This is a genomic window from Treponema brennaborense DSM 12168 (assembly GCF_000212415.1).
Classification (GTDB): Bacteria; Spirochaetota; Spirochaetia; order Treponematales; family Treponemataceae; genus Treponema_F; species Treponema_F brennaborense.
Genome location: NC_015500.1, coordinates 2,059,231 through 2,082,028 on the forward strand (window position 1 = coordinate 2,059,231; position 22,798 = coordinate 2,082,028).

The 22,798-nt window shown below is 52.8% G+C and carries 22 protein-coding genes; 10 read left to right on the forward strand and 12 right to left on the reverse strand.

Translation table 11 applies throughout. The features are described 5' to 3' along the window. Positions 1 to 3: 3 nt before the first annotated feature. Genes TREBR_RS08985 through TREBR_RS09000 form a run of 4 tightly spaced genes read right to left on the reverse strand, consistent with a single transcriptional unit; the run spans position 4 to position 3,414 of the window. Positions 4 to 936: a hypothetical protein gene (locus TREBR_RS08985; protein ID WP_013758869.1), complete on the reverse strand. Its 933-nt coding sequence runs from the start codon at positions 934 to 936 to the stop codon at positions 4 to 6. Next, a complete protein-coding gene (gene mtaB, locus TREBR_RS08990) occupies positions 908 to 2,404 on the reverse strand; it encodes a tRNA (N(6)-L-threonylcarbamoyladenosine(37)-C(2))-methylthiotransferase MtaB (protein WP_041610397.1) in 1,497 nt (498 codons plus the stop codon). Before mtaB ends, TREBR_RS08985 begins: the two co-directional genes overlap by 29 nt. Before the next feature lie 10 nt (positions 2,405 to 2,414). Continuing rightward, complete coding sequence (locus TREBR_RS08995) at positions 2,415 to 3,053, reverse strand: tetratricopeptide repeat protein (protein ID WP_013758871.1); 639 nt, start codon at positions 3,051 to 3,053, stop codon at positions 2,415 to 2,417. Position 3,054: 1 nt separating this feature from the next. Then, on the reverse strand, positions 3,055 to 3,414 hold the full coding sequence (locus TREBR_RS09000) for a bactofilin family protein (protein WP_013758872.1): 360 nt from the start codon (positions 3,412 to 3,414) through the stop codon (positions 3,055 to 3,057). 220 nt (positions 3,415 to 3,634) lie between these two features. Between TREBR_RS09000 and pta the strand changes: the two genes are divergently transcribed. From pta to TREBR_RS09030, 6 genes are all read left to right on the forward strand, one after another. Further along, a complete protein-coding gene (gene pta, locus TREBR_RS09005) occupies positions 3,635 to 4,639 on the forward strand; it encodes a phosphate acetyltransferase (RefSeq protein ID WP_013758873.1) in 1,005 nt (334 codons plus the stop codon). Positions 4,640 to 4,784: 145 nt separating this feature from the next. Next, the gene (locus tag TREBR_RS09010; protein WP_013758874.1) at positions 4,785 to 5,693 is read left to right on the forward strand and encodes a metal ABC transporter substrate-binding protein; all 909 of its coding nucleotides are present in this window, start codon (positions 4,785 to 4,787) and stop codon (positions 5,691 to 5,693) included. A gap of 97 nt (positions 5,694 to 5,790) precedes the next feature. Then, positions 5,791 to 5,961 (forward strand): DUF362 domain-containing protein, encoded by a 171-nt coding sequence (locus tag TREBR_RS09015; RefSeq protein ID WP_013758875.1) that lies wholly within the window; start codon positions 5,791 to 5,793, stop codon positions 5,959 to 5,961. 91 nt (positions 5,962 to 6,052) lie between these two features. Next, on the forward strand, positions 6,053 to 6,484 hold the full coding sequence (locus tag TREBR_RS09020) for a hypothetical protein (protein ID WP_013758876.1): 432 nt from the start codon (positions 6,053 to 6,055) through the stop codon (positions 6,482 to 6,484). Next, complete coding sequence (locus TREBR_RS09025; protein ID WP_013758877.1) at positions 6,438 to 7,373, forward strand: LysM peptidoglycan-binding domain-containing M23 family metallopeptidase; 936 nt, start codon at positions 6,438 to 6,440, stop codon at positions 7,371 to 7,373. The genes TREBR_RS09020 and TREBR_RS09025 overlap by 47 nt, the downstream gene beginning before the upstream one ends. Before the next feature lie 13 nt (positions 7,374 to 7,386). Then, positions 7,387 to 8,382: a hypothetical protein gene (locus TREBR_RS09030; protein ID WP_013758878.1), complete on the forward strand. Its 996-nt coding sequence runs from the start codon at positions 7,387 to 7,389 to the stop codon at positions 8,380 to 8,382. Between the two features lie 137 nt (positions 8,383 to 8,519). On the opposite strand, the gene TREBR_RS09035 is transcribed toward TREBR_RS09030, so the two are convergent. The 6 genes from TREBR_RS09035 to loaP are packed head-to-tail and all read right to left on the reverse strand — an operon-like array spanning position 8,520 to position 15,278. Beyond that, positions 8,520 to 9,335, reverse strand: coding sequence for an FAD binding domain-containing protein (locus tag TREBR_RS09035; protein ID WP_013758879.1), 816 nt, complete (start codon positions 9,333 to 9,335; stop codon positions 8,520 to 8,522). Beyond that, positions 9,322 to 9,813, reverse strand: a complete 492-nt coding sequence (locus tag TREBR_RS09040; protein WP_013758880.1) for a (2Fe-2S)-binding protein — start codon at positions 9,811 to 9,813, stop codon at positions 9,322 to 9,324. Before TREBR_RS09040 ends, TREBR_RS09035 begins: the two co-directional genes overlap by 14 nt. Further along, positions 9,810 to 12,071 (reverse strand): xanthine dehydrogenase family protein molybdopterin-binding subunit, encoded by a 2,262-nt coding sequence (locus TREBR_RS09045; RefSeq protein ID WP_013758881.1) that lies wholly within the window; start codon positions 12,069 to 12,071, stop codon positions 9,810 to 9,812. Before TREBR_RS09045 ends, TREBR_RS09040 begins: the two co-directional genes overlap by 4 nt. Next, the gene (locus TREBR_RS09050) at positions 12,061 to 13,272 is read right to left on the reverse strand and encodes a DegT/DnrJ/EryC1/StrS family aminotransferase (protein WP_013758882.1); all 1,212 of its coding nucleotides are present in this window, start codon (positions 13,270 to 13,272) and stop codon (positions 12,061 to 12,063) included. The genes TREBR_RS09045 and TREBR_RS09050 overlap by 11 nt, the downstream gene beginning before the upstream one ends. Then, positions 13,256 to 14,740, reverse strand: a complete 1,485-nt coding sequence (locus TREBR_RS09055) for a polysaccharide biosynthesis protein (protein WP_013758883.1) — start codon at positions 14,738 to 14,740, stop codon at positions 13,256 to 13,258. The genes TREBR_RS09050 and TREBR_RS09055 overlap by 17 nt, the downstream gene beginning before the upstream one ends. After that, complete coding sequence (gene loaP, locus TREBR_RS09060) at positions 14,724 to 15,278, reverse strand: antiterminator LoaP (protein WP_041610780.1); 555 nt, start codon at positions 15,276 to 15,278, stop codon at positions 14,724 to 14,726. Before loaP ends, TREBR_RS09055 begins: the two co-directional genes overlap by 17 nt. 154 nt (positions 15,279 to 15,432) lie before the next feature. Between loaP and TREBR_RS09065 the strand changes: the two genes are divergently transcribed. Together TREBR_RS09065 and TREBR_RS09070 are read left to right on the forward strand one after the other, a co-directional pair. Further along, positions 15,433 to 15,951, forward strand: a complete 519-nt coding sequence (locus tag TREBR_RS09065; RefSeq protein ID WP_013758885.1) for a hypothetical protein — start codon at positions 15,433 to 15,435, stop codon at positions 15,949 to 15,951. A 28-nt stretch (positions 15,952 to 15,979) separates the two neighbouring features. After that, complete coding sequence (locus tag TREBR_RS09070; protein ID WP_013758886.1) at positions 15,980 to 17,176, forward strand: SPOR domain-containing protein; 1,197 nt, start codon at positions 15,980 to 15,982, stop codon at positions 17,174 to 17,176. A gap of 85 nt (positions 17,177 to 17,261) precedes the next feature. Here the strand turns inward: TREBR_RS09070 and TREBR_RS09075 are convergent, their stop codons facing one another. Then, positions 17,262 to 18,542, reverse strand: coding sequence for a glucose-1-phosphate adenylyltransferase (locus TREBR_RS09075; RefSeq protein WP_013758887.1), 1,281 nt, complete (start codon positions 18,540 to 18,542; stop codon positions 17,262 to 17,264). A 199-nt stretch (positions 18,543 to 18,741) separates the two neighbouring features. On the opposite strand from TREBR_RS09075, the gene TREBR_RS14755 reads away from it, so the two are divergent. Continuing rightward, on the forward strand, positions 18,742 to 19,626 hold the full coding sequence (locus TREBR_RS14755) for an EamA family transporter (protein WP_013758888.1): 885 nt from the start codon (positions 18,742 to 18,744) through the stop codon (positions 19,624 to 19,626). A gap of 98 nt (positions 19,627 to 19,724) precedes the next feature. On the opposite strand, the gene TREBR_RS09085 is transcribed toward TREBR_RS14755, so the two are convergent. Beyond that, positions 19,725 to 21,068 (reverse strand): MATE family efflux transporter, encoded by a 1,344-nt coding sequence (locus tag TREBR_RS09085; protein WP_041610398.1) that lies wholly within the window; start codon positions 21,066 to 21,068, stop codon positions 19,725 to 19,727. A 189-nt stretch (positions 21,069 to 21,257) separates the two neighbouring features. On the opposite strand from TREBR_RS09085, the gene TREBR_RS09090 reads away from it, so the two are divergent. After that, positions 21,258 to 22,793: a peptidylprolyl isomerase gene (locus TREBR_RS09090; RefSeq protein WP_013758890.1), complete on the forward strand. Its 1,536-nt coding sequence runs from the start codon at positions 21,258 to 21,260 to the stop codon at positions 22,791 to 22,793. Positions 22,794 to 22,798 lie beyond the last annotated feature (5 nt).

The following is a 22,798-nucleotide window of genomic DNA, read 5'->3' on the forward strand; positions in this document are numbered from 1 at the left end:
GGTCTATTCCGTTTTAAAGGATTTCAGCACGGCGGCAATCGACTTGCCGATCGTTTCGTATCCCGCGTTTTCCGCGATATCGCCCAGCACTTTCGCTTTCAGTTTCAATTGTTCGCCGTACGTTTTGAAAATATCGTTCGCGCTGCTGCCGGCAGCGGCACGGGCGGACGGATTGCCTCCGGCAGCTTCCTGCGTTTTGATCCAGTTTTCAAGCTGCGTCAGCACGGTTTCAAGCGACTGCAGATCGGTCACGTTTTCACAGATATATTCGATGGCGGCGGGAACGACTGCTTCGACGTCGTCCCGCACTCCGTCAAGCAATTTCCACGTACTCGCGACGATACCGCCGACGACGGAGGCCACCAGATATTTTTGCAGATCACTGCCGCCGTAGCTGCCCGCCCGGGCGGCGGATACCAGAACCGGATCGTAATACACGGTGATCTGATACAGCCGAAGAAAAAAACGGGACAAAGAGTCCCCCATCGGGCGGCCGCTCGCAAATTCGGCCTGCAGCGGTTTCATGAAAAATGAAAAGACGGACGTTACCGTCGCGGAACCGCCGCTGATCGATTCCAAAAACGGATCCGCCAGATTATAGACGACCGTATACACCAGCCGGTCGGTATAAATGAGCAAGTCAACCGCGGCGGCCGCGGCGCGTAATTTTACCGAAACCGATTCGGACGGCGATCGAATCAGATCGTCAAGCGATCGCCGGATCCGGCCCGTCTGAGCGTCAGACAAGGTTTCATAAAACACCGTCGATCCGCTGTTTTTTTCAAGCGCGCGCAGCAGTTTTTCTCCGGTATACCCGGCGATCCGTTCCGTATCGGGCGTATCCCAACCGGTGAACACGCTGTAATTTGCACACGCGGAAACGAGAAGACAATAGGTGAAAATGCAGCTATAAATCGGTAACGCTTTTTTCGTCATACACAGGCTCCGCCGACGCTTCACATTCGTCTCCGTTCCGTATATGCTCCGGCAGCGCGTCCGTAATCCGCACGGCGATACGCGAACCGGGCGCAAAACTGCCGGGAAGTTCCACGTGAATAAAATTGGAAGTAACCGCGTGAGTAACGGGAGACCGAACGGTACGGGCACCCCCCGCATCATCGGCCGCAGTCGTTTCAAAAGCGGCTTTCCGATCCTTGCGGTTCTGCTCCGTTATTGCGGAAACGACCGTCCCTTTATAAGATGAAATATACGCACATTTTGAAGCGATTGCAAATTCGGTCAGTCGCCGCACGCGGTGCGCGGCAGTCGATTGAGGTACGACGGGTTTCATCGCGTACGCCGGAGTTCCCGGCCGCGGAGAAAACGGAAACGCGTGAATCCACGCAAACCGGCACGAACGGCACAATTCCATCGTCTGCCCGAAATCGTCGTCGCTTTCTCCCGGAAATCCCGCGATGATATCGCAGGCTATAAACGGATTCCGCTTTACGGCGCGAAGCCGCTCGACTGCGGCGGCAACGTCAGCCGACGTATACGGACGGCGCATCAAAGTCAGAATACGGTCGCTGCCGGACTGCACGGACAAATGGAAATGCGGCATAATCCGTTCGTGTGCAATCACTTCGCACAGCGCGTCGTCGACCCGTTCGGGATACAAACTGGAAAGCCGGAAGCGGATACGTTCCGTGTTGTCGAGCAAAAAGCGCAGCAGTCCGGCTATATCCAAAAAAAACGAGCCGAACGAACCGCGGTACTGCGACAAGTTGACGCCGGTGAGCACCACTTCGTGCTGATTCCGCGCTTCTATCGAACGAACCCGTTCCAAAACCGACGCGGCGTCAAGTGAAACCGCTTTTCCGCGCGCAAGATGGATACGGCAATACGTACAGGCGTTGTTGCAGCCGTCCTGAATTTTTATAGACGCGCGCGAGTGCGTAAAAAAAGTGTCGGTAGCGAGCCTGAACGTCGGCGTATACACCGCGCCGCCGGCCGATTTTTCCGCAGCCACCGCCCGCCGCAGAAATGCAGCGCATTCAGAAGCCGTTACGTCGGCAGCTATAAAAGAACGGAATCGGGCGGGAATATCCGCAAGCGTGTCTTTCAGCGATCCCGGCAGCACGCACACGCGCCCGTCGATCGCGGCAAGCTGCGGCGCGTCGAGTTCCGCGTAGCAGCCGGTAACGAGCACCGCGGCGTTTTCGTATTTCCTGAGCAACAATCTGATGACGCGCCGCGCTTTCTGTTCAGCCTTGCCCGTCACGGTGCAGGTGTTCACCACGCACAGTACGGCGGCCCCCGGCGCGTCGGCGGCGGTCGCCGGTTCCATATCCACGGTAAAACCCGCGTCGGAAAAATACCGTGCGGCGGATTCCGATTCTATCTGATTCAGTTTACAGCCGAGCGTCTCAAAATGCACGGCGGGCGGTACTTCGGTAAAACGCAAAGCGGCTCCGCTACAGGGACGCCTGCACGCGGTCGCGGCCGCGCCGGGCATCGGCTTGAGACGGATTCAGTAAAAGCGCCTTATCGTACGCGGTAATCGACGCGCGGTAATTGCCCGCCATTTCGCGGGCGTAGCCCAAACGGGTCCACCAATAATCGAGCAGCGGTTCCGAGCGGACGGCCGCAGTCAAGGCGATATCCGCGTGCTGATATTTGGCCTGCCGGATATAGATTTCACCCATAAAATAATAGGCGGTACCGATGCGGCTGCCGTTCGCGGGAACGTACGAAATGTATTCTTCAAAAAGCGACAACGCTTCGTTATTTTTACCCAGATAAAATTTTGCTTCACCGAGAACTTCTATGAGACGGTGATCGTACTGATTCACTTTCAGCCCGTCTCCGGCACGCTGTTCGGCTTCCGCATACTGCCGGTTTTTTACCAAACTCCAGCACAGCACCGTATACGAATCGAGATTGTTCGGGTTTTCCGCCAGTTCCGATTCACACACCTGAATCGCTTCCGCATATTTGCCGCTCGTATACAATTGGAGCGCGTCGGCCTTTTGCTGGGCGAACGCGGGCGGAAGCGTTCCCGCGATCAGAATCACACATACACTGTAAAAAACGGCGCGTAATTTTCCGGACATATTATTTCACCATAGTACATTTGCCGGAAAAAGAACTTCCCGGCTCGAGCACGACCTGAGCGGAACAAATGTCACCGGTTACGGAACCGGTGGAAGCGACGAAAACCAACTGTTTGCCGTCGATGTTGCCTTCCACACTGCCCCGCACCAACACGCGCTCGGCGGTAATGTCCGCAACGACTTTCGCATTCGTATCCACGACCAAATCGCTGGTAGCTGTTATTAAACCGCTTACGGACCCCTTAATCATAAAAGGTTTTGCAAACCGGATCTCTCCGGTAAACACTATATCGGTTGCCAAAACCGTGTCGAAATCTTCTTCTTCAAGCTCGAATAAATCCGTATTTTTCAGTTCAAACATACATTTACTGTAACGGGAAACGGGATTCCCGTCAAGTATTTACCGATTCTCCTGCCTGAGGCCGAACCCGAACGCCGCACCGCACGGACCGCTCCGCAGTCCGCTAGAAAAATGCAAATAGCAGACGGAAAAATCAAAACCCCGGCGGAAAAAACGGCTTGCGTAAATTCGGATAAGGGATTATGCTCTATAATATAACACATTGGAAAGGACATATCTCATGAACTTTGTCGAAGAAATGAAGAAAAAAGCATCCGCGCTTCAGAACCGCTTGGTGCTTCCCGAAGGAACGGAAGAACGCACTATCGCCGCCGCCGCAAAAATCGTCGCCGAAAAATTGGCGAAAGAAGTAATCCTTTTGGGTAAACCGGAAGAAATCAAAAAAGCTGCACTCTCTTTGGGCGTTTCTCTGGACGGTATTACGCTGATCGATCCTGAAACGTCGGAATGGAATGCAGATTTTGCCGCTGAATATTACGAGCTGCGCAAAAAGAAAGGCATGACGAGTGAACAGGCAGCCGCCGACATCAAACATTTTCTGCGGTTCGGCGCGATGATGGTACGGAAAGGAAAGGCCGACTCGATGGTTGCCGGCGCGCTTTCGGCAACGGCCGACGTACTGCGTGCCGGATTGACTATTATCGGAACCGCCCCCGGCATGAAAACCGCGTCTTCCTGCTTCGTTATGGATACGCACAACGGTAAATGGGGCGCAGACGGACTGATGATTTTTTCCGACTGCGCGGTCATTCCGGTTCCCACGGCGGAACAGCTGGCCGATATCGCGATTTCCGCGGCGGATTCCTGCCGGAAAATGATCGGCGCAGAACCGGCCGTCGCGATGCTCTCGTTTTCAACGAAGGGTTCCGGCGGAAATCATGAAAACGTGCTGCGCGTACAGGAAGGCGTCCGCCTCGCCCGTGAAAAAGCGCCCGATTTGCTGCTCGACGGTGAACTGCAGGCCGACGCCGCGCTGGTTCCGGCCGTAACGGTTAAAAAAGCGCCGGGAAGCCCGGTTGCCGGAAAAGTCAACACGATCATATTCCCCGACCTGGGAGCCGGAAACATCGGCTATAAACTGGTACAGCGGCTTGCCGGCGCCGACGCGTACGGCCCGTTTCTGCAGGGATTCGCGAAACCGATCAGCGACCTGTCGCGCGGCTGTTCCGCCGACGACATCGTAGCCACGGCCGCCGTTACGCTGGTACAGGCCGGCTCGAAGTAACGCGGCTGTTCCGCCGGCGGATTGCATTCGTCCGTCGGCGACCTCGCGGCCACGTCCGCCGGCCGCTTACAGGCGGCGGACGGATGCAGGCGGCGGACGGGACGCTGCTCTGGCGCAAACCCGGCAGATCGGCTATACTCACGGTATGAAAAGACCTGTTTTATATCTTTACCGCGTTTTATGCGCTGCGGCAGCCGTTCTGAGCATATGCTCGTTTTCCGCCTGCACTAAAAAAACGGGAGAAGCAGCTTCAAGCGAACCGGCGACAGTCGTGACGGCGACGTTTTATCCGCTGTACGTCATGCTGCTCAATATCACGGAAAACGTTCCCGACACCCGAATCACGCTGCTCGCACCGGCAGACACCGGCTGTCTGCACGACTACCAGCTTACCGCCAAAGACATGAGCGCGCTCACGCAGTGCGACATTCTGGTGCTGAACGGCGCGGGAATGGAAAGCTTCCTTGATAAAGCCGTTCAGGCGCGCAGCGGCAGAAACGTTATCGCAGCCGACGGCTACGAACTTATCGACGACAACCCGCATATCTGGGTTTCACCCGAGGGCGCGGCGTACGAAACGCAGCGAATAGCGGCGGCGCTTGCCGAAGCGGATCCCGCCAACGCCGACGCGTACCGGCGCAACGCGGGCGTTTATATCGAAAAACTGCGCACACTGTCTAAGGAAATGCACCAAAAACTCGCCCCCTACGCAGGCCGCCCGGTCATTACGTTTCACGAAGCGTTTCCGTACTTCGCCACGGAATTCGGATTCGACACGGCGGCGATCATAGAACGAGAACCGGGAACGGAGCCGACGGCAAAAGAACTGCTGGAGTTGATCGCCTTGGTCAAAACGTACGCGGCGGCGGCGCGGAAACCGGTGCTTTTTGCCGAACCGCAGTATTCGTCTTCCGCAGCCGAAGTGATCGCTTCGGAAACGGGACTCACCGTATACGAACTGGATCCCGCCGTAACCGGTCCGTTGGACAAAGACGCGTATCTCGACGCGATGCGCCGGAATTTGGCCGTACTGCTGACTGCGTTCGGCGGCTGAGCGGAATATTTTACGGAAAATCCGTATAAATATCTTGTTTTTTTATACTATTACATGTTATTTTAATACTAGATTATATATACTAAGAGGTATACCTATGGCTTACAAAATTACGGATGCTTGTGTAAACTGCGGTTCCTGCGAAGGCGAATGCCCGGTCGGCGCGATCAGCGAAGACGGCGACAAACGCGTTATCGACGCGGCGTCATGCGTCAGCTGCGGAACGTGCGCCGCCGCGTGCCCCACGGAAGCTATCGTAGAAGAATAAACCGTTTTCAGTTTACGGTAAATTTGCACGGGCTGGCGGGGAAGGCAGACTTCCGCGGCAGCCCCTTTTTATCCGCAGAAAGGAAGCCGCAATGATCAAGAGAATTCTTTCAGGATACGGAAAATTATGCGTTTCCGCCGGAAAAATACTGGCACTCGCCGCGTTATGCGCGGCGTTCGGCTGCATCGTCGTCCTGCCCTTGTGGATGTTCGCCGTTTCAGCGCCGAACGTGTACAGCGCGACCGTACTGATCATACTAACCGGCTCCGTCATTTTTTTCATCGCACGGAAAATCCGTACGTATCTCACGATAGGCGTAACGGACCGGGCGGAAAAATCAAAACGGCTGCACCGATTGGCAATACTGCTGCTCCGGATCGCCGTGGGAGCTTCAGGCGTTATCGGCAGCATCGTCTGCGTCCTGCATGAAATGAAAGGCGCCGCAGCTCTGACTCTTTTTGCCGCCGTCGTTATATATGGCATACTTGCGTTCGGATTACGCAAAGACGCACACAAACGGTAACGCGGCGCGCCTCTTTGCCGTTCTGCTGTATGCGGCTATGTGCGGCGTATCGGCGGTGCACGCGCAGCCGTACTCTCCGCGCATAACCGAATTGAGCGCTGCGAATCCGGTATTCGCCCAGTACGCGCAGGACGTGGAAATTGCGTACCGGCAGATTGCCGCGGGAAAACCGGTTACCGTGCTGTTCTATTCATACACGGCCAAACGGACCGACACGCTGTTTTCCCTGGCGGCGCGGTGTTCGATCCCCTATGAAGCGATCGCGCTGCTGAACGACATACCGGCGGCGGATACCGTGTTGGAGCAAAAAGAATTGTTTTTGCCGAACGCGCCCGGCTTGTTCATTCCTGCGGAACCGGTGACGAATCTGGGGATCATCTTACGGAAAAGATACTATACTTTAAATGAAGGTTTATGTTATACTGTGAACGGTAGGATATTCCAATATATACCATCAGAACGGTTAAACCCTACGGAACGGGCTTATTTTCTTGATACCTCGCTTAAAATGCCGCTGCCCGGCAGTATTCTTACATCAAAATTCGGTATGAGAGCAAGCCCAATCACCGGAGCGGCTTCGTTTCACCGGGGGATCGATCTTGCGGCTCCGCAAGGTACGGACGTATTTGCGTGCAAATCGGGTGTCATTGCAAATACCGGATTCGACGACGTATACGGGAATTTTATTATCATCGATCATGATAATAATACGCAGAGCGTGTACGCGCATCTGTCCCGGATACTGGTGGAAAAAGGGAATTCAGTAACCGGAGGCAGTATAATCGGAAACGTCGGATCGACGGGACTTTCAACGGGACCGCATTTGCATTTTGAAATACGCATAAACGGTTCGGCTCAGGATCCGCGGAAATTCCTTCCGGCTTTTTGACGAGGAAAAATTGGTGAGAAGATTTTTTTATTTTCTGATAACGTTTTTTTTCATTGCGGGGCTGCAGTCCGTATCGGCGGAAGTATTCAGAGTGCACCGGACGGAAACCGTCAAAATGCCCGACGACGGAGAAACCGTCAGCTGCAAAGCGGGCATCAACGACGCCGTCGCCGTAACGCTGCCAGAAGACACAACGTTTTTACAGGCGATCGAAATCGAAGTCAAAATTCCGCAAATTATCGCAGCGTACCGGGACTCGGTCGCATATTCTTTTTACACTGATATCGCTCCCGAACCGGAACCGAACGTTATAGACTATTCGGGAAAAAAAGAATATTTGAAAACGCTGCCGCCCAGACTCAGCATGAACGTAACGCTGCCGCTCCGATCCGATTATACGGTAAAAACGAATCCGTACACGACCGTACTGCCGTATTTTTACGGAAACGCTGCAAAAACGGTTTTTATCAGATTCCAACTCGTCATGAAAGGAATTCCCGAATCGTTCGACGCCGAATCTTTTACGGTTACCATAAAACCCGTCTACATCGACAAAGGCCGGCTCTCACTCAACGTACAATATCCCAAAGATGCCGGAAATAAACCGATAGTCAAACCGTTCAGTATTTTTATCGATGAAAAACAGACCGTGCTGAAAGACAACGCGGTCATCCTCGATACGGGCGTGCATTATCTTTCAATCGTTTCTGACTTTTACCGAAACGAAACCCGGACGTTTACGATAGAACAGGCGCAAACCAATACGATCGGCATCCAGTTCAGAGACATCGCGCCGACGCTCCAAATTTCCGCGCCGGAAGGTACCGTAATATTTCTGAACGAAAACCCGATTACGGAAACGGGCGCGCCGTTTATCATCAGTCAGGGCGAACACCGAATCCGTTTTTTGGTAGGCGATTACGAAGCAGTTAAAACGATTCAGGCGATAAACGGCAGATCTTATACCGTAAATTTGACGGTAAACGTCGACGTAACGGAAAATCAATAAAAAAAGTAAAGTTTTCGGCACTTATACCCGATAATAAAATATCGGGTACGCAGATCCCCTCCCACCCATTGCGTACCCGGTTGCCTGATGGCATGACCGGCTTTACTGCCGGTCTTTTTTTTATTCCGGCAGGCGGTTTACGTCAACTGTTCCATTGAATAGCCGAGCATACTCAAAAAACGTTTTTTCAATATGCGGCAGGAATCAACGGGAAACGATTCGCGTTCACAGATATCGTCGAAACATTGCGCGGCGGCTTCAAGCATATCTTCGATTTTCCGCTCAGTAAGCGGCAGGCGCGAACCGATGAGCCGGTTTTCCAGTTCCCGGCTCCGCAGCTGGAGCTTTCCGCAAAACGCGATGCGCAAATCGAACAGGATTCCTTTCTGCGTGTTCGCCAAAAACGTAAACGAAGCACTCGATTCCGTTATATTATACGACGAACCGATCCGGCGGAATACGGCGATATCCCATTCGTCGATCGGAACCCTGATTTTAGACAGCAACCAGCCGGAGGGAACCGCCGTAAACTGCGTAATGGGAATTATCTCGGTATCGGACGAATTTCTGCATTCGAGCCGGGCGTCGACGGCAAGCAGCGGAGCAAACAGCGAATGTTTTATACCCGGAATGCAGATATTCCCGCCGACAGTTGCCAGATTTCTGACCAGCGGAGTCGCCGCAGCGTGCAAAGAGTCGAACAGTACGGCCGGCAGCCGTTTTTTGCCGAGATCCAGCAATTGGGAAAGCGTTACCGCGGCACCGAAATCGATATACCGCTCCCGCCGGTCGATTTCTTTCAGCTCGGGAACGTTCCGAATGATAAGAGACGTGTCGGCGAGCGTCCGACTGTACGTACATCCGCCGAAAATATGCAGATCCGATACCGTTTTCAGCTGATACAAAACGTCCGCCATATTACGGGCGAAATACACAGTCTTAGTTTTTGCCATCGGACTTTCTCCTGCCGTGTTCCTGCTGCACGGAAGCGGCGAACAGAATCCCCTGCACCAGCGTGTCGGTTTCCGTACACGGGCAGTTGAAGTGCCGGACCGCCTCGTAAATGCGGCCGCGCGACGGCCTCGTACCGGTTCTTATCAAATCATAAGCGACGAAAATCTTGCCGGCGTTGCAGTACCCGCACAACCGGACGCCCGCTTTGGAAAAGCCGCCGATAATATCGGCGTATGCGTCCGACTGGGAAAAGTGTTCCAGCGTTTCAATTACGGAATCGCGCGCAGCCGCCGCGGGAATAATGCACGAAGGAACCGGCCTGTCGTCAAGCAAAACCGTGCAGGCTCCGCAGATTCCTTTTTCACAACCGGACTTTGCCGAAAACAGTTTTTCACGGCGAAGCACGGTCAAAAGTTTTTCGGCGGGATCGACTTCAAGAATTTTCTGTTCGCCGTTTAATATCAAAGGAAGTTTCACGTTTCGGACTCCTCTTCCGCAGATTCGTTTTCATCGGATACGGCAGGTTCAGCGGCCGAATCCGTCCGGTACAACTGTTCCGTCGTCAGCGGCAGCGTATAAACCGGTCTTCCCAGCGCCTGAGCGACGGCCGCCGCGTACGCCGCGGGAATGAGCGAATACACCAAGGAACCTATCTGTTTCGATTCCGCCGAATCTTCGATAAACGATACCGAAATTTTGGGAGAATCGAGTATGTCGTTCGAGACCAGTCCCGACAGCACTTGCCGGACGGCGGCTTTAATCGTAGATTCCGCCTGTTTTTTTGCCAGAATTTCACCGCTGTCGATCGCAATCCATATGCCGCGGATATTCGGACGCAGCGTGCACGGACTGAGTTCGACTTCAACGGCGGCGGCGCCGAGCGCAGTGTTCAGAAACGGCGTACCGCAAAAGTTTTTGGCGTCCCACAACTTTTTCTGCGTGCGCGTAATACCGCGCGCAACGCTTATCGGAAGCGGCTGTCTGAAACGCTGCTTCTGAATCGCGTTGCAGCATTTGCGCAGCAGCTGCGTCATAACGCTGATATTACTGAACATACCTTCGGGAAGCGACGGTTCGTTGTCGAAGCTGAAATCGCTGTCGATCTTGACCACTGCCGGCGGCACGTCGAGCAGTTTCGACGCGATTTGCACCCAAATCGATCTGATGGAAGCCGACGGCGGAAAACAATGAATGGTAACCGTTCCGTCGATTTCCATCGAAACTTTCATGAGCTGATTGGAGGAATCGAGCGCGCCGCCCAAAAAGCCGCTGCCCTCAAAGGCCGAAACGAAACCGATTCCGCGGCCGGGAACCGTCCCGCTGCCGAGCAAGTCGGGATCGCCTGCGGACAACGAATACGCGGCATATTTTCGGGCAAAATCGCTTTCCCGCGCAGCAGCCGCAAAGACGGCGTCCGTCTGCTCGGCGTTGAACCGGAACGGCAGCACCGGCGGCCGTTTGATGTTGAGCAGGCGCAGTTCGTTCGGATGCATACCGATTTTGCGCGCAATTTGCTGCAGGTGAGTTTCAATGGCAAAAAAAACCTGACTGTCGGCGCGCGGCAAATAAATCGACGCGGGAGAAGTCCGGGAACGCACGGCGTACGCTTCTATTTTAAAGGAAGCCGGATTATACAGTCCCGCGGCCGAAATGACCAGCCGGTCGAGGATTTCTGAAATGAACGGATTATACGCGCCGGCGTCGATTGCAACGGATACTATAAGCGATTCTATTACTCCGTCCGGCGAAACCGCCGTCCGGTGATTGACGGCTATGGGAACGACCCGTTCTATAAATTCACTTTGTTCCGAACGCGAAAACACCAATTTTACCGGTTTTCCCGTCAAAACGGAGGCCACCGCAATCTGCGCCATAAGAATCGCGTTGTACCAGATGCTGTTCGTTCCGCTGCCGGAAGTAAGCGTTTTTTTTATCACGATACGTTCCCGGCCGAGCCCCAGCGCGTCCGACACGGTCTGCCGTAAATGGCTGAACCACAGCGCCGGAGTATAGACGGTCAGCATTCCGCCGTCGTAGCTGGCGATACCGCCAATGGGTTCCGTACACACGAACGGCTGGATGCCGGCACTGTAACAGCCTTCGATTCGGGTATCCGATTCGGCGAACACGAGTTCCGCATCTTCCGCGCCGCCGGTTACGATGCGCTGGGCGAGTATCGCGTTTCCGCCGAACGGATCCGGTACGGGGTTCTCCGCATCGGATTGCCCGCCGATACCCGAACTTCCGTCCGCGGGGCTGTCCGCAGGAACGTCCGCATCGCCGGCAAGTTCGGCTGCAACCGCGGGTTCCGGTACGGGCGCGGCCAGCGTTTCCGAAGGCGCAGCCAGCGTTTCCGAAGGCGCAGCCAGCGTTTCCGAAGGTGCGGCGGACTGTCCGAACCGGATTTCAAGCTGCTCGAGTATGAGCGGAAGCCGCGATGCGTCGGGACCCGCGAGAATCCCGATCGGCTCGCCTTTATACGAAATTTCGGAATCGGCAAACACCGGCGAATCGGTGTCCAATGTGCGCACGATATTGCTGCCGGGAACGTCTTTTGCGGTAAATAAAAAATACCCGTCCGGCATCGCCGGATGCGTGATCGATTTTATGGAACCGGTGGAAATCGGGCTGCGAACCAAAACGGCGTGCAGCATTCCGTCGATCTCCAAATCAGTGTAAAAAGACCGGGCAAAGTCCAGCAGACTGCGGCCGGTATTTTTTTTCTTAGCGCACATACTGTTCCTTCCCGATGCGGACGACGGTTTCAATCACTTTTTCCTGCATGGCGGACGTCATTCCCGGCCACAGCGGCAGGGAAACGGTCGTTTCAAATTGCCGCAGCGCGTGCGGAAAATCCGCCGGATCCAAGCCGAACGTTTTTTTCAGATAGGACAGCCTAAAATGCGGAATGAAATGCATGGAAACACCGATACCTTCCCGCTGGAGCAGCGCCGAAAATTCGTTACGGCCGACACGCAGTTTTTCGGGTACGATGCGCAGCATATATAAATGCCACGCGTTTCCTTCACCGTCCGGCGGCAACTGCAAAAAATCATACGGAGCGAACGCGGCGTTATAGCGTGCCGAAAGCGCCGCACGTTCGGCAAGCAGCGCGTCGGCTTTTGCCAGCTGCACCCTTCCGATCGCGGAAAGGATATCCGGCAGATTGCATTTATAACCGGGTGCCACGACGTCGTATTCCCACGACGCTTTTTCGGACGTATATCGGTTCCAGACGGGCCGGTCGATACCGTGCATACGCATAACGTTCATGCGCCGCTCGTATTCGGGATTGCGCGTGCAGATCATGCCGCCTTCTCCGGTGGTAATCGGTTTCGTCGCGTAAAACGAATAGACGCCGATATCGCCGAGCGTTCCGGCGTAGCCGCGCGCCGTGCGCAGCGGAAACGCGTGAGCGGCGTCTTCTATAACGGGAACGCCGTACTCACGTGCAATAGCGAGAATGGCGTCCATATCGCACGGATTACCCGCGATATGCACCGGCACGATCGCCCGGATATCCGTATTTTCCGCAAGTTTTTTTGCTATTTGCGCGGGATCGATATTGTACGAATCCCGTTCGATATCGGCGTATACGACGCCGCCGCCCAAATGACACGCGCCGGTCGCCGTGGAAACGAACGTGTACGGCGTAGTGAGGATTTTGCCGGGTGTATTGCCCCGCCCCACGCCGCACGCATCCATTGCGAGCATGAGACCGCTCGACGCGCTGTTCACCGCAAGCGCCCGCAGCGGAGCGTCGCCGCTTTGCCCCGGACTGCCGGCAGAAACGAAAGACGCGAATTCGGATTCAAACGCGAGCGTTTCCTTTCCGGTCGTGAGCCAGCCGGAGCGCATCACGCGAAGCACCGCTTCTTCTTCTTCGGCTCCCAAAGCCGGAAATGAAAACGGAATGAAATTATTCGTTTCCTGCATCGTAAAATTCCTTTAAAGACGGCGATATGCCGCACAATAATTCAGTCAGATACGCGCTGTTGCGGTATACGCCGGCGCACTCGGGATCGAACGCGCACACCGGACGCAGTTTTTCAAGCAAGTCGTCCAAATCGTATTCGGGCAGAGCCGTTTCAAGCTGCAGTATTTTCGGGTATGCGGTCGGAGACGGACGCTCGCTTTCAAGCCACAGCGGTTCGTCGAGCCGTTCGCCTTTACGCAGTCCGATATATTTTATGTCGATATCCTTATACGGTTCATAGCCCGAAAACCGGATCACCTGCTCGGCCAGTTCCCAGATGCGCACCGGATCGCCCATGTCGAGCAAATACGACACGCCGTTCTGCCCGACGCCGCCCGTTTCAAGTACGAGCGAACACGCTTCGGGAATGGTCATGAAAAAACGTTTTACGTCGGGATGCGTTACCGAAAGCGGCACGCCTGCTTTGATTTGTTCCATAAAAAGCGGCAGCACCGAACCGCGGGAGCCGAGCACGTTTCCGAACCGAACGAACATATACGAGGCGCCGCCGGAAACGCGCGAAGCCGCCTGCAGAACGAGTTTTTCACACAGCATTTTGGAAACGCCGTATACGGAAACGGGACTAACCGCCTTGTCGGTAGAAATAAGCACGAATCGGCGCGTTCCGTTCGCGAGCGCGGCGTCAAGCAGGTTTTTGGTACCGAACACGTTGTTCTCGATTACGGCGACCGGATTTTCCTGCATGAGCGGAACGTGTTTATACGCGGCGCAATGAAAAATGACGTCGCAGCGCAGTTTCGACACGATGTAATTGACGTACGTACGGTCTTTCAATTCGCCTATCACGGGAACGATCGTCGCCTTTTCGCCGACGCCTTCGCGCTGCAGCATACGCAATTCCTTATCGATCAGATAAATGGAATTTTCTCCGTGGCCGAACAGATAGAGCCGCTCCGCTCCGCCTGAAAGCAGCTGCCGGGCCAGTTCCGAACCAATCGAGCCGCCCGCGCCGGTAATGAGAACCCGTTTTCCGCGCAGATACGAAAGACTTTCTTTCAGGGAAATAGTTACCGGCGTACGCCCCAAAATGTCGAGCGGATCTATTTCACGCGCCTGAACGAAATGCGCGCTTCCGTCCACAATCTGCGAAATAGCCGGTAATATTTTTATACGGTTGAATCCGCATTCGGTAAGCACGTCGTACACTTCCCGGATGCGCGCGGTCGCCGCAGTCGGCATGGCGATGATCGCTTCATCGCCGTCGTTATGGCTCAGCAGGGACGCAATCCTATCGATCGGCCCCAAAACGGGAATTCCGTCAATTTCCTTGCCGATCAGTTCCGCGTCGTCGTCGAGAAAGGCGGCGACCCGTCCGAATATTTTTTTACGTGAAAGTTCGTCCGCAATCATCTGCCCGGCGAACCCGGCACCGATTATGTACAGTTTACATTCATTCCGTGCTGTCATGACAGCCTCCGTCGGAGACAGTGTTCTTTCCTATAATATCAAACGCCAAATCAAGCAAAAAACATTCGTTCGCAAAATCCAGTTTTACTTTTGCCCGATGTTTGCGCCGGTCAACTTTTACAATCGAGCCTTCAAGTCCGTGAAGCGGTCCCGACGTAACGACGATCCGATCGTTTTCGTCAAAATACACTTTGGAACTTTCCGCAACCGCACCGAAGCCGATAAAATGTTTCAGCACGGCCAAATCCTTACCGGAAAGGGAACAGATATTCTGATTATTCGGCAGAAATCGGGAAAAATATTTGGCGGAACGGGCAACGTTGTACAGTTCGGTAGATAATTTTTCCGTTTCAATGAACACGTAGCCGGGAAAAAGCGGCATCAATTCGTTAACCTGCTCCCCTTGACGGCGGATAATTAGTCTCCGCTTGGGAAATAAAAACTGGATTTTTATTTCCGTATCCTCAAGTTGTCTTGAAATGCTCGCAATATACGCTTCTTCTTTAAGCGTGCGCACCTGAACCGCATAATAATTCATATCGATATAATAATAACACAATACGGGGCTTTCTTCAACGCAGATATATGCCGATTTATCGGGATAAATCGCTAATCCCCCGGAAAGAAAAAGACGATACATAAATGTACGGTTGCGCGCTCATGCACTTCCGTAAAACGCGCGGGAGGAAATGATGAACCGTAAATATGGCATCGGTATTGTTTTGTATTGTCTGCTGCACGTCGGCATAACCGCCGCAGTATATGCGAGCACCCTTTCAATTCAGCTGATACAGCTTGATCCGCTGCATACGGACGTTTCGGATACTTCGCTGCTTATGGAAGAAGCGGTTATGGATTACCTGTTCGATCAGGGATTTATCGTTTCCAACTCTCCGGTTATCAGCGGAGAAAAAAATATCGAACCGGGAAGCCGAATCGCACTGTACGACGCACAGAGCGGATCGTTCGATTACATCGCATTCATTACGATTACGTACGATGCGTCGCAGTCAGCGAATCCCAACGCGAATCTGCTTTCGCACATACAGACCGCTCAATGGCAGCTCGTCCGCGTTTCCGACAACTCGGCCGTTGCGGCAGGAAAACGGAATCCGAAAATAATAAAACCGGAAGACGATTCGGCAGACGGAATAGAAAATTTTGCAAAACAGATAGCCGCCGCAATCGCTGCGGGTTTCAATAAACGTTAAAAACATTTGACAGATAGAAGGATTTACTATGAAACGGGTCGTAACAATATTAATGATTCTGATGTCGCTCGTACCTGCATTCGCAACATCAAAACCGTCCGTCGACGGACGCGCCGTTGTTGCCGATGAAGGTGTACTGCCGCACGGATTATTTGCAAAAACGGTAGGATATTTGCCGGGAGACAGCGTCAGCGTTACCAACCCGGCCACGGGAGTAACGATCAGCGTACTCGTACTGGGATCGGTCGATCCTTCTACCGGTATAGCGATCCTGTTGTCACCGGAAGCAGCCGATAAATTGTTCATAACGAAGAATACGAACGTACAAGTAAAAATTACCAAACGGACCGGACTGCTCGACGAATCGGCGACAGGGAACGCGATTCTGAACGCTGACCCGGATAAAGACAGCGCCGCCGCCATTCCGGAAGAAATCAAAAACACGCTCGACGCTGCGCAAGCCGAAGCGGCCGAAACCGCGCCGGCGGCAGCCGAAATTGCAGCCGAAGAATCACCTGCGGCGGAAGCCGAACTCGCACCCGCTGAAAATACAACCGCAATCGCGGAAACCGAAACACCGGAAGTACCGGCCGAAATCGCGCCCGCCGCTATTGAACCGGCACCCGTCGCGATTGCCGAAACCGCGCCGGCGGCAGCCGAAACGATTGCACCTGAAACGGCACTCGCCGCTTCGAGTGAAACCTCTTCAAGTGAAACCGCTCCGAGCGAGACAGAACCGGCCGACGACGATCTGTTTGATCCGTTCGCACCGATCATTCTGGTTCCGGCAAATGAAAATCCGCCCGAACCGCACGAAGTACCGGCGGCGGGCGATCACGCGATCGTAATCTGCCCCGAACCGGTTGAACCGGCGGAAGCAGGCTCGATTGAATCGGAAAAACTTCCGCCGGCAGCGGATGTACCCTCGGCCTCGGGAAAATCCGAAAAAGCAAAAATTTCCGCCGGCGGAACCATCATCCCCTCGCTGAAAGAGTTGACAAGCGGTTCGTACTACATCCAGATTGCAACGCTGGCGCAGGAAGACAACATCAACGCAATTATTGAAACGTACGGAATAAAATATCCGATCGTACTCGTACCGTTAAAGAGCGGCAGTGCGTATCAGATTATGATCGGCCCGCTTTCCGTGGACGAATACGGAACGGTTCTGGCCCGATTCAAATCATACGGATATAAAGACGCGTTTTTACGGAAAATAAAATAGGAAACGCAGCGATCGTTCATAAAACAAACGGGGCAGCCTGAAAGATTTTCTTTTCGGACTGCCCCGTTTTCATTCGGAAACCGTACTAGATAACGGTACCCGGCGGAATGATCGCATTTTTTCTGATAACGATAATTCCTGCCGAACTGTAAAATTCACCGTGCGGACCGTGTTCGCCGTCTTCATACGTTTTTCCGCTCACCCCGATCTGGCAATTATCGCCGATGCGTGCGTTTTTATCTATAATCGTATGCGAAATTTTGCAGTTACGGCCGATACCGAGCGCCGGAACACCAGCTTCAAGGTTGAGACGGCGCTGTTCCGCGTTCTCATAATAATCGGCTCCCATGCAGATAACGCCGTTCAGTTCGGAGCCGCTTTCGATGGCACTGCGAACGCCGATAACCGAATCGGAAATCTTCGCGTTGGTGATAACGCAGCCTTCGCTCGCGATGGAATTATTCATTTCGGCGCGGTTCAGTTTTGAAGGAGGCAAATTGCGCGGATGCGTATAAATGGGCATGTCTTCGTCGTAAAAATTGAATTTCGGATTGATACGGGTCAAATCGAGATTCGCGTCGTAGAAGCTGCGGATCGTACCGATATCTTCCCAATACCCGTTGTAAACGTATGAATTGACTTTACGCTTTTTGATTGCCATCGGGATAATTTCTTTACCGAAATCGGTAAAGTCGTTATCCAAAGCGGACTCCATCGCTTCTGCGTTAAAAATATAGATTCCCATTGAAGCGAGATAATCCTTTCCTTCGGGAATATCCGCATGCGCATCCGCGGGAATTTTCCAATCGTCGATAGCCAATTCGGGCGCCGGTTTTTCCATAAAAGCGGTGATGCGGTATTTTTTGTCGATCTTCATGATACCGAACCCGCTCGCGTCTTCACGGGTAACCGACGTCGTCGCGATCGTGATGTCGGCGCCGGATTCTATATGCTTATCGAGAAATTTTTTCAAATCCATGCGATACAGCTGATCGCCGGATAATATGATATAATGCGTCGGATTCTGCGTTTTAAAATGGATAAAATTCTTGCGAACGGCGTCGGCGGTTCCTTCGTACCAGCCCGAATGTTCCAGCGTCTGCTCTGCCGCCAGAATTTCAACGAAACCGTGAGAGAACCGGTCAAAATTATACGCATTCGATATGTGCATATGAAGCGATGCCGAATTGAACTGCGTCAACAAATATATCTGCCGGAATCCGGAATTGATGCAGTTCGAGATCGGAATATCGACGATGCGATGATTTCCGCCGAACGGAACGGCGGGTTTAGACCGCTCTTTTGTCAGCGGATACAACCGAGTTCCTTTTCCGCCTCCCAGAATGATAGACAAAACTTTCGCCATTAATTTTACCTCCGTATTTTAAAAAACAAAGATCCCTTTCTTGTTGAGATAGTATAAACCCGTTCTTTTGAAAAAGCAACGGAAAATTTTTTGAATATTCCGCTTGAATCTTTGAACATTTCACTTGACCCGCGGTTCACGCATGACATACTATTAATCGCATGGATCGGCTGAAAGTGATTTATAAGGCGGAGCGGTAATGACGTGGATATTTTTTGCACTCGGCTCGGCGCTGTTCGCGGCGCTTCAATCCATACCGGCAAAAGCGGGTATGAAACACATAGACAGTACGGCTGCAACCGCGCTGAGAACGACGGTCATTCTGCTGTTCGCGTGGCTTATGGTATGGATAACCGGACAAAGCGCGCCGCCGCACATCAGCGTAAAAAGCTATCTGTTTCTGGCGCTATCGGGCGTCGCGACCGGCGCGTCATGGCTTTGCTACTACCACGCGCTGCATCTGGGAACGGTCAATAAAGTAACCGCCGTAGACAAATCGAGCACCGTGCTCAGCATGCTGCTTGCGTTCGCCGTACTGCGCGAACCGCTTTCGGCCAATATGATCGTCGGAATGATCGCAATCGCCGGAGGAACCGTCCTCATGCTCAAAAAGGGAAAACGGGAACAATCGGCGGCTGACGGTCAATCCGGTGCCGAAAACCGAAAATGGTTCGCGTACGCCGCCCTTTCCGCAGTATTCGCCGCATTGACGTCGATTCTTGCAAAATACGGAATAGAAAACGTTCCGTCCAATTACGCCACCGCGTTCAGAACCGGCATCGTACTCGTTATGGCATGGCTGGTCGTATTCATACAGAAAAAGCAAACCGCGCTGAAAAACGTCCGGAAAAAAGACATCGTTTTTATCGCGCTTTCGGGCATAGCGGGCGGCGCTTCGTGGCTCTGCTATTATCGGGCGCTGCAGAGCGGACCGGCGAGCGTCGTCGTTCCCATAGACAAACTGAGCATTTTGGGAACGGCGCTGTTCGCCCGCATTTTCTTTCACGAAAAACTGAATCCGTATCAAAAGACGGGGCTCGTGCTGATCACCGCCGGGACGCTGGTACTGTTAGTACATTTCTGACGTTCGGACGGTAACTCCTAGCACCCGGACGGTATGCTTCGGATTACACGGCCGGTATGTTTCTGACGTCCGGACGGTAACTCCTAGCACCCGGACGGTTAATCGGCTCCGGCGGGAAGCGGCTTAACTTCTTTTTTATATATGTAGCGTAAAAATACCGTGCTGCAGATGAGCGACGCGATTTCGGCGATCGGAAACGACCACCACACCGCACTGATATCGCCGGTTCGAGACAGCAACCAGGCAATCGGCAGCAATACGACCAGCTGCCGCGCAACGGAAACGATCAGACTGAGCACACCGTTGCCGAGCGCCTGAAACACCGATCCGCAGATAATGCAGAACCCGGCGAACAGGAAACTGATGCTGATGATGCGGAGCGCGGGAATACCGATGGCGGTCATCTCCGGCGACGCGTTGAACATCGACAGAAGGAACCCGGTGCATAGGTGAAAAAGCGCGAATCCGACGATCATCATCCCCATCGCGTAGATAACGCACAATTTGACGGTTTTCATAATGCGGTGCCGGTTCCGTGCACCGAAATTGTATGAAATAATCGGAATCATACCGTTGTTCAATCCGAATACCGGCATGAACACGAAACTCTGCAATTTGAAATAAACGCCGAACACGGCCACCGCCGTCGAAGAAAACGCCATCAGGATTATATTCATGCCGAACGTCATTACCGACGCAATGGATACCATGATGATCGACGGAAATCCGACGGAATAGATTCCCCTGATAGTCTGCAAATTCGGCCGGAAGGAACGAAAGGCGAACGTTATTTCATGGTTTTTTTTCAGATTGAATATGATCGACATGAACATACCGGCAATCTGACCGATAACGGTCGCAACGGCGGCTCCCGCGACGCCCATCGCCGGAAAGCCGAAAAGTCCGAATATCATAATCGGATCCAAAATTATGTTGACGACCGCACCGAGCCCCTGCGTGAACATCGTATACAGCGTTTTGCCGGTGGACTGAAGCAGCCGGTCGAACGTAATTTGTCCGAACAAACCGAAACAGAATATGGCGCAGATTTTCATATAATCACAGCCGAACTCGATGATTTCGGGAATATCCGTCTGGCTTTCAAAATAAACACGCACGAAAAACAGGCCGAACAGTAAAAACAAAACGTAACTGCATACGGCAAGAAACACGCCGTTCGAGGCGGTTCGGTTAACGGCGTCGAAATCCTTGCGCCCCAAGTTCATGGACAGCAGCGCGTTTATACCGACGCCCGTACCCGTTGCAATCGCAATCATCAGATTCTGGATCGGAAAGGCAAGCGAAACCGCGGTCAGTGCGTATTCGCCTATCATCGAAACGAAAATACTGTCCACGACGTTGTACAGCGCCGTTACCAACATGGAAACCATCATGGGTACCGACATCGTGATAATAAGTTTATTTACGGGCATAACGCCCATTTTGTTTTCCTGAATCTGATTTTGCAAGATATACCTCAAATAGCAGAAGATTTCTACTATTCTACAGCAAAACGCATAAAAAAGTAAAGTATACCGGAATCTCATTCCGTTTACTTGCATTGACAGAATACTTTCAGCATGATAAAATTATTAAATATCTACTATATTATAACTGAGGACATAATTCGTATGAAAGAAGCAGAAAAAGGAAAATTTTCAGCCGATACTCGAAAAAAAGAACATAAACCCATGAAAAAGGTTTTTCTGAGCATCGGTTCCATATTGATTTTGATTCTTGCGGCCGTTTCGTTCATTTTCATTCCGGCGATGGTACAGGGCTCCGGAACGGAACTGCCGCCTTTCGGTCGTTTCAATAAAAAACCCATTGAATATAAAACGGGATCGTATTTCGCCTCTATGGTGCAGTATTATTCCGAGCAAATGAAAAATAACGGAAGCCAATTGGACGAATCGGCATATTTTTCCATATTCAACACCGCGTTCAGTTCAACCGTTCTGAATATGGCTTTTACCCAGGCGGTGGAAGCGTCGGGCTACATCGTACCCGACGCGGCGATCGACCGTTCCATGCTGCCGTACTTCTACGATTCAAACGGAGTGTATTCTCCCAAAATTTTCCGCGACACACCCGATACGGACAAAATCGAACTGCGGAACCAGATTGCGAACGGTCTCGTCTATCAGCGTTACTACGACGACTCGTTCGGTTCGCAGTCCGAAGCATTGGGAGATTCGCCGCTGTACGGAATAAAAACCGCTTCCGCGGAAACGCCGTTTCTCCAGCGCATGGGAGAACGTCAGCGGAGTTTTGAATACGCGGCGTTCAAAACGGCGGATTATCCCCGTACGGAAGCTGCGGCATGGGGGATGCAGAATCCCGATCTGTTCACCAAATACGATATGTCCGTCGTTTCCGTCTCAGATGAAAACACCGCCAAAAAACTGCTCAAACAGCTTCAGAACAACGAATTGGTTTTTGAAGACGCCGTTGCCGAATATTCGCGCAATTATTACAGCAGTACGGACGGGAAAGTGGTCAACTCGTACCGGTATCAGCTGAAAAGCATCATGAAGGACGAGCAGTCGCTGAACGAATTGACCGGACTCGAGCCCGGAGCGATCAGCGGCGTCATTCCGACAGTCAACGGATTTTCCATTTTCAAACTGAACGCGCCGGCCGTCGACGCCGATTTTACCGACAGTGCGATGATTGAAACCGTGTACAGTTATATGAATTCGTACGAAGCGGGCGTTATCGAAAGATATTACGTCGATACGGCCAAAGATTTTGCCGCCGTCGCGACGCGCAGCGGATTTGATGCCGCCTGTGCGCAGTACGGTCTCACGAAAGGGGCGCTTGATGCGTTTCCGCTCAATTACAACGACAATCCGCTGCTGAAAACGATGTCCGCCGCGGATACCGCGCTCGCCGGCGCTTCTTTGAACGATAACTTCCTGAAAACGGCGTTCTCCATGCAGAAAGATGAAATTTCAAGCCCAATCGTCGTCAACAAAAACGTTATCGTCCTGAAAATGACCGAAGAAATCACGGTGCCGGCTGAACAAAATTCAACGGTGTCAATTCTGTATCCGTATTATATCACTCAGTTCGATCAGTCGTCAGTACAGTCCGCCATCATGTCGAGCGACAAACTGCAGAACGATTTCATACAAGTATATTTCAACAATTTCATGAAATACTAGGAGTA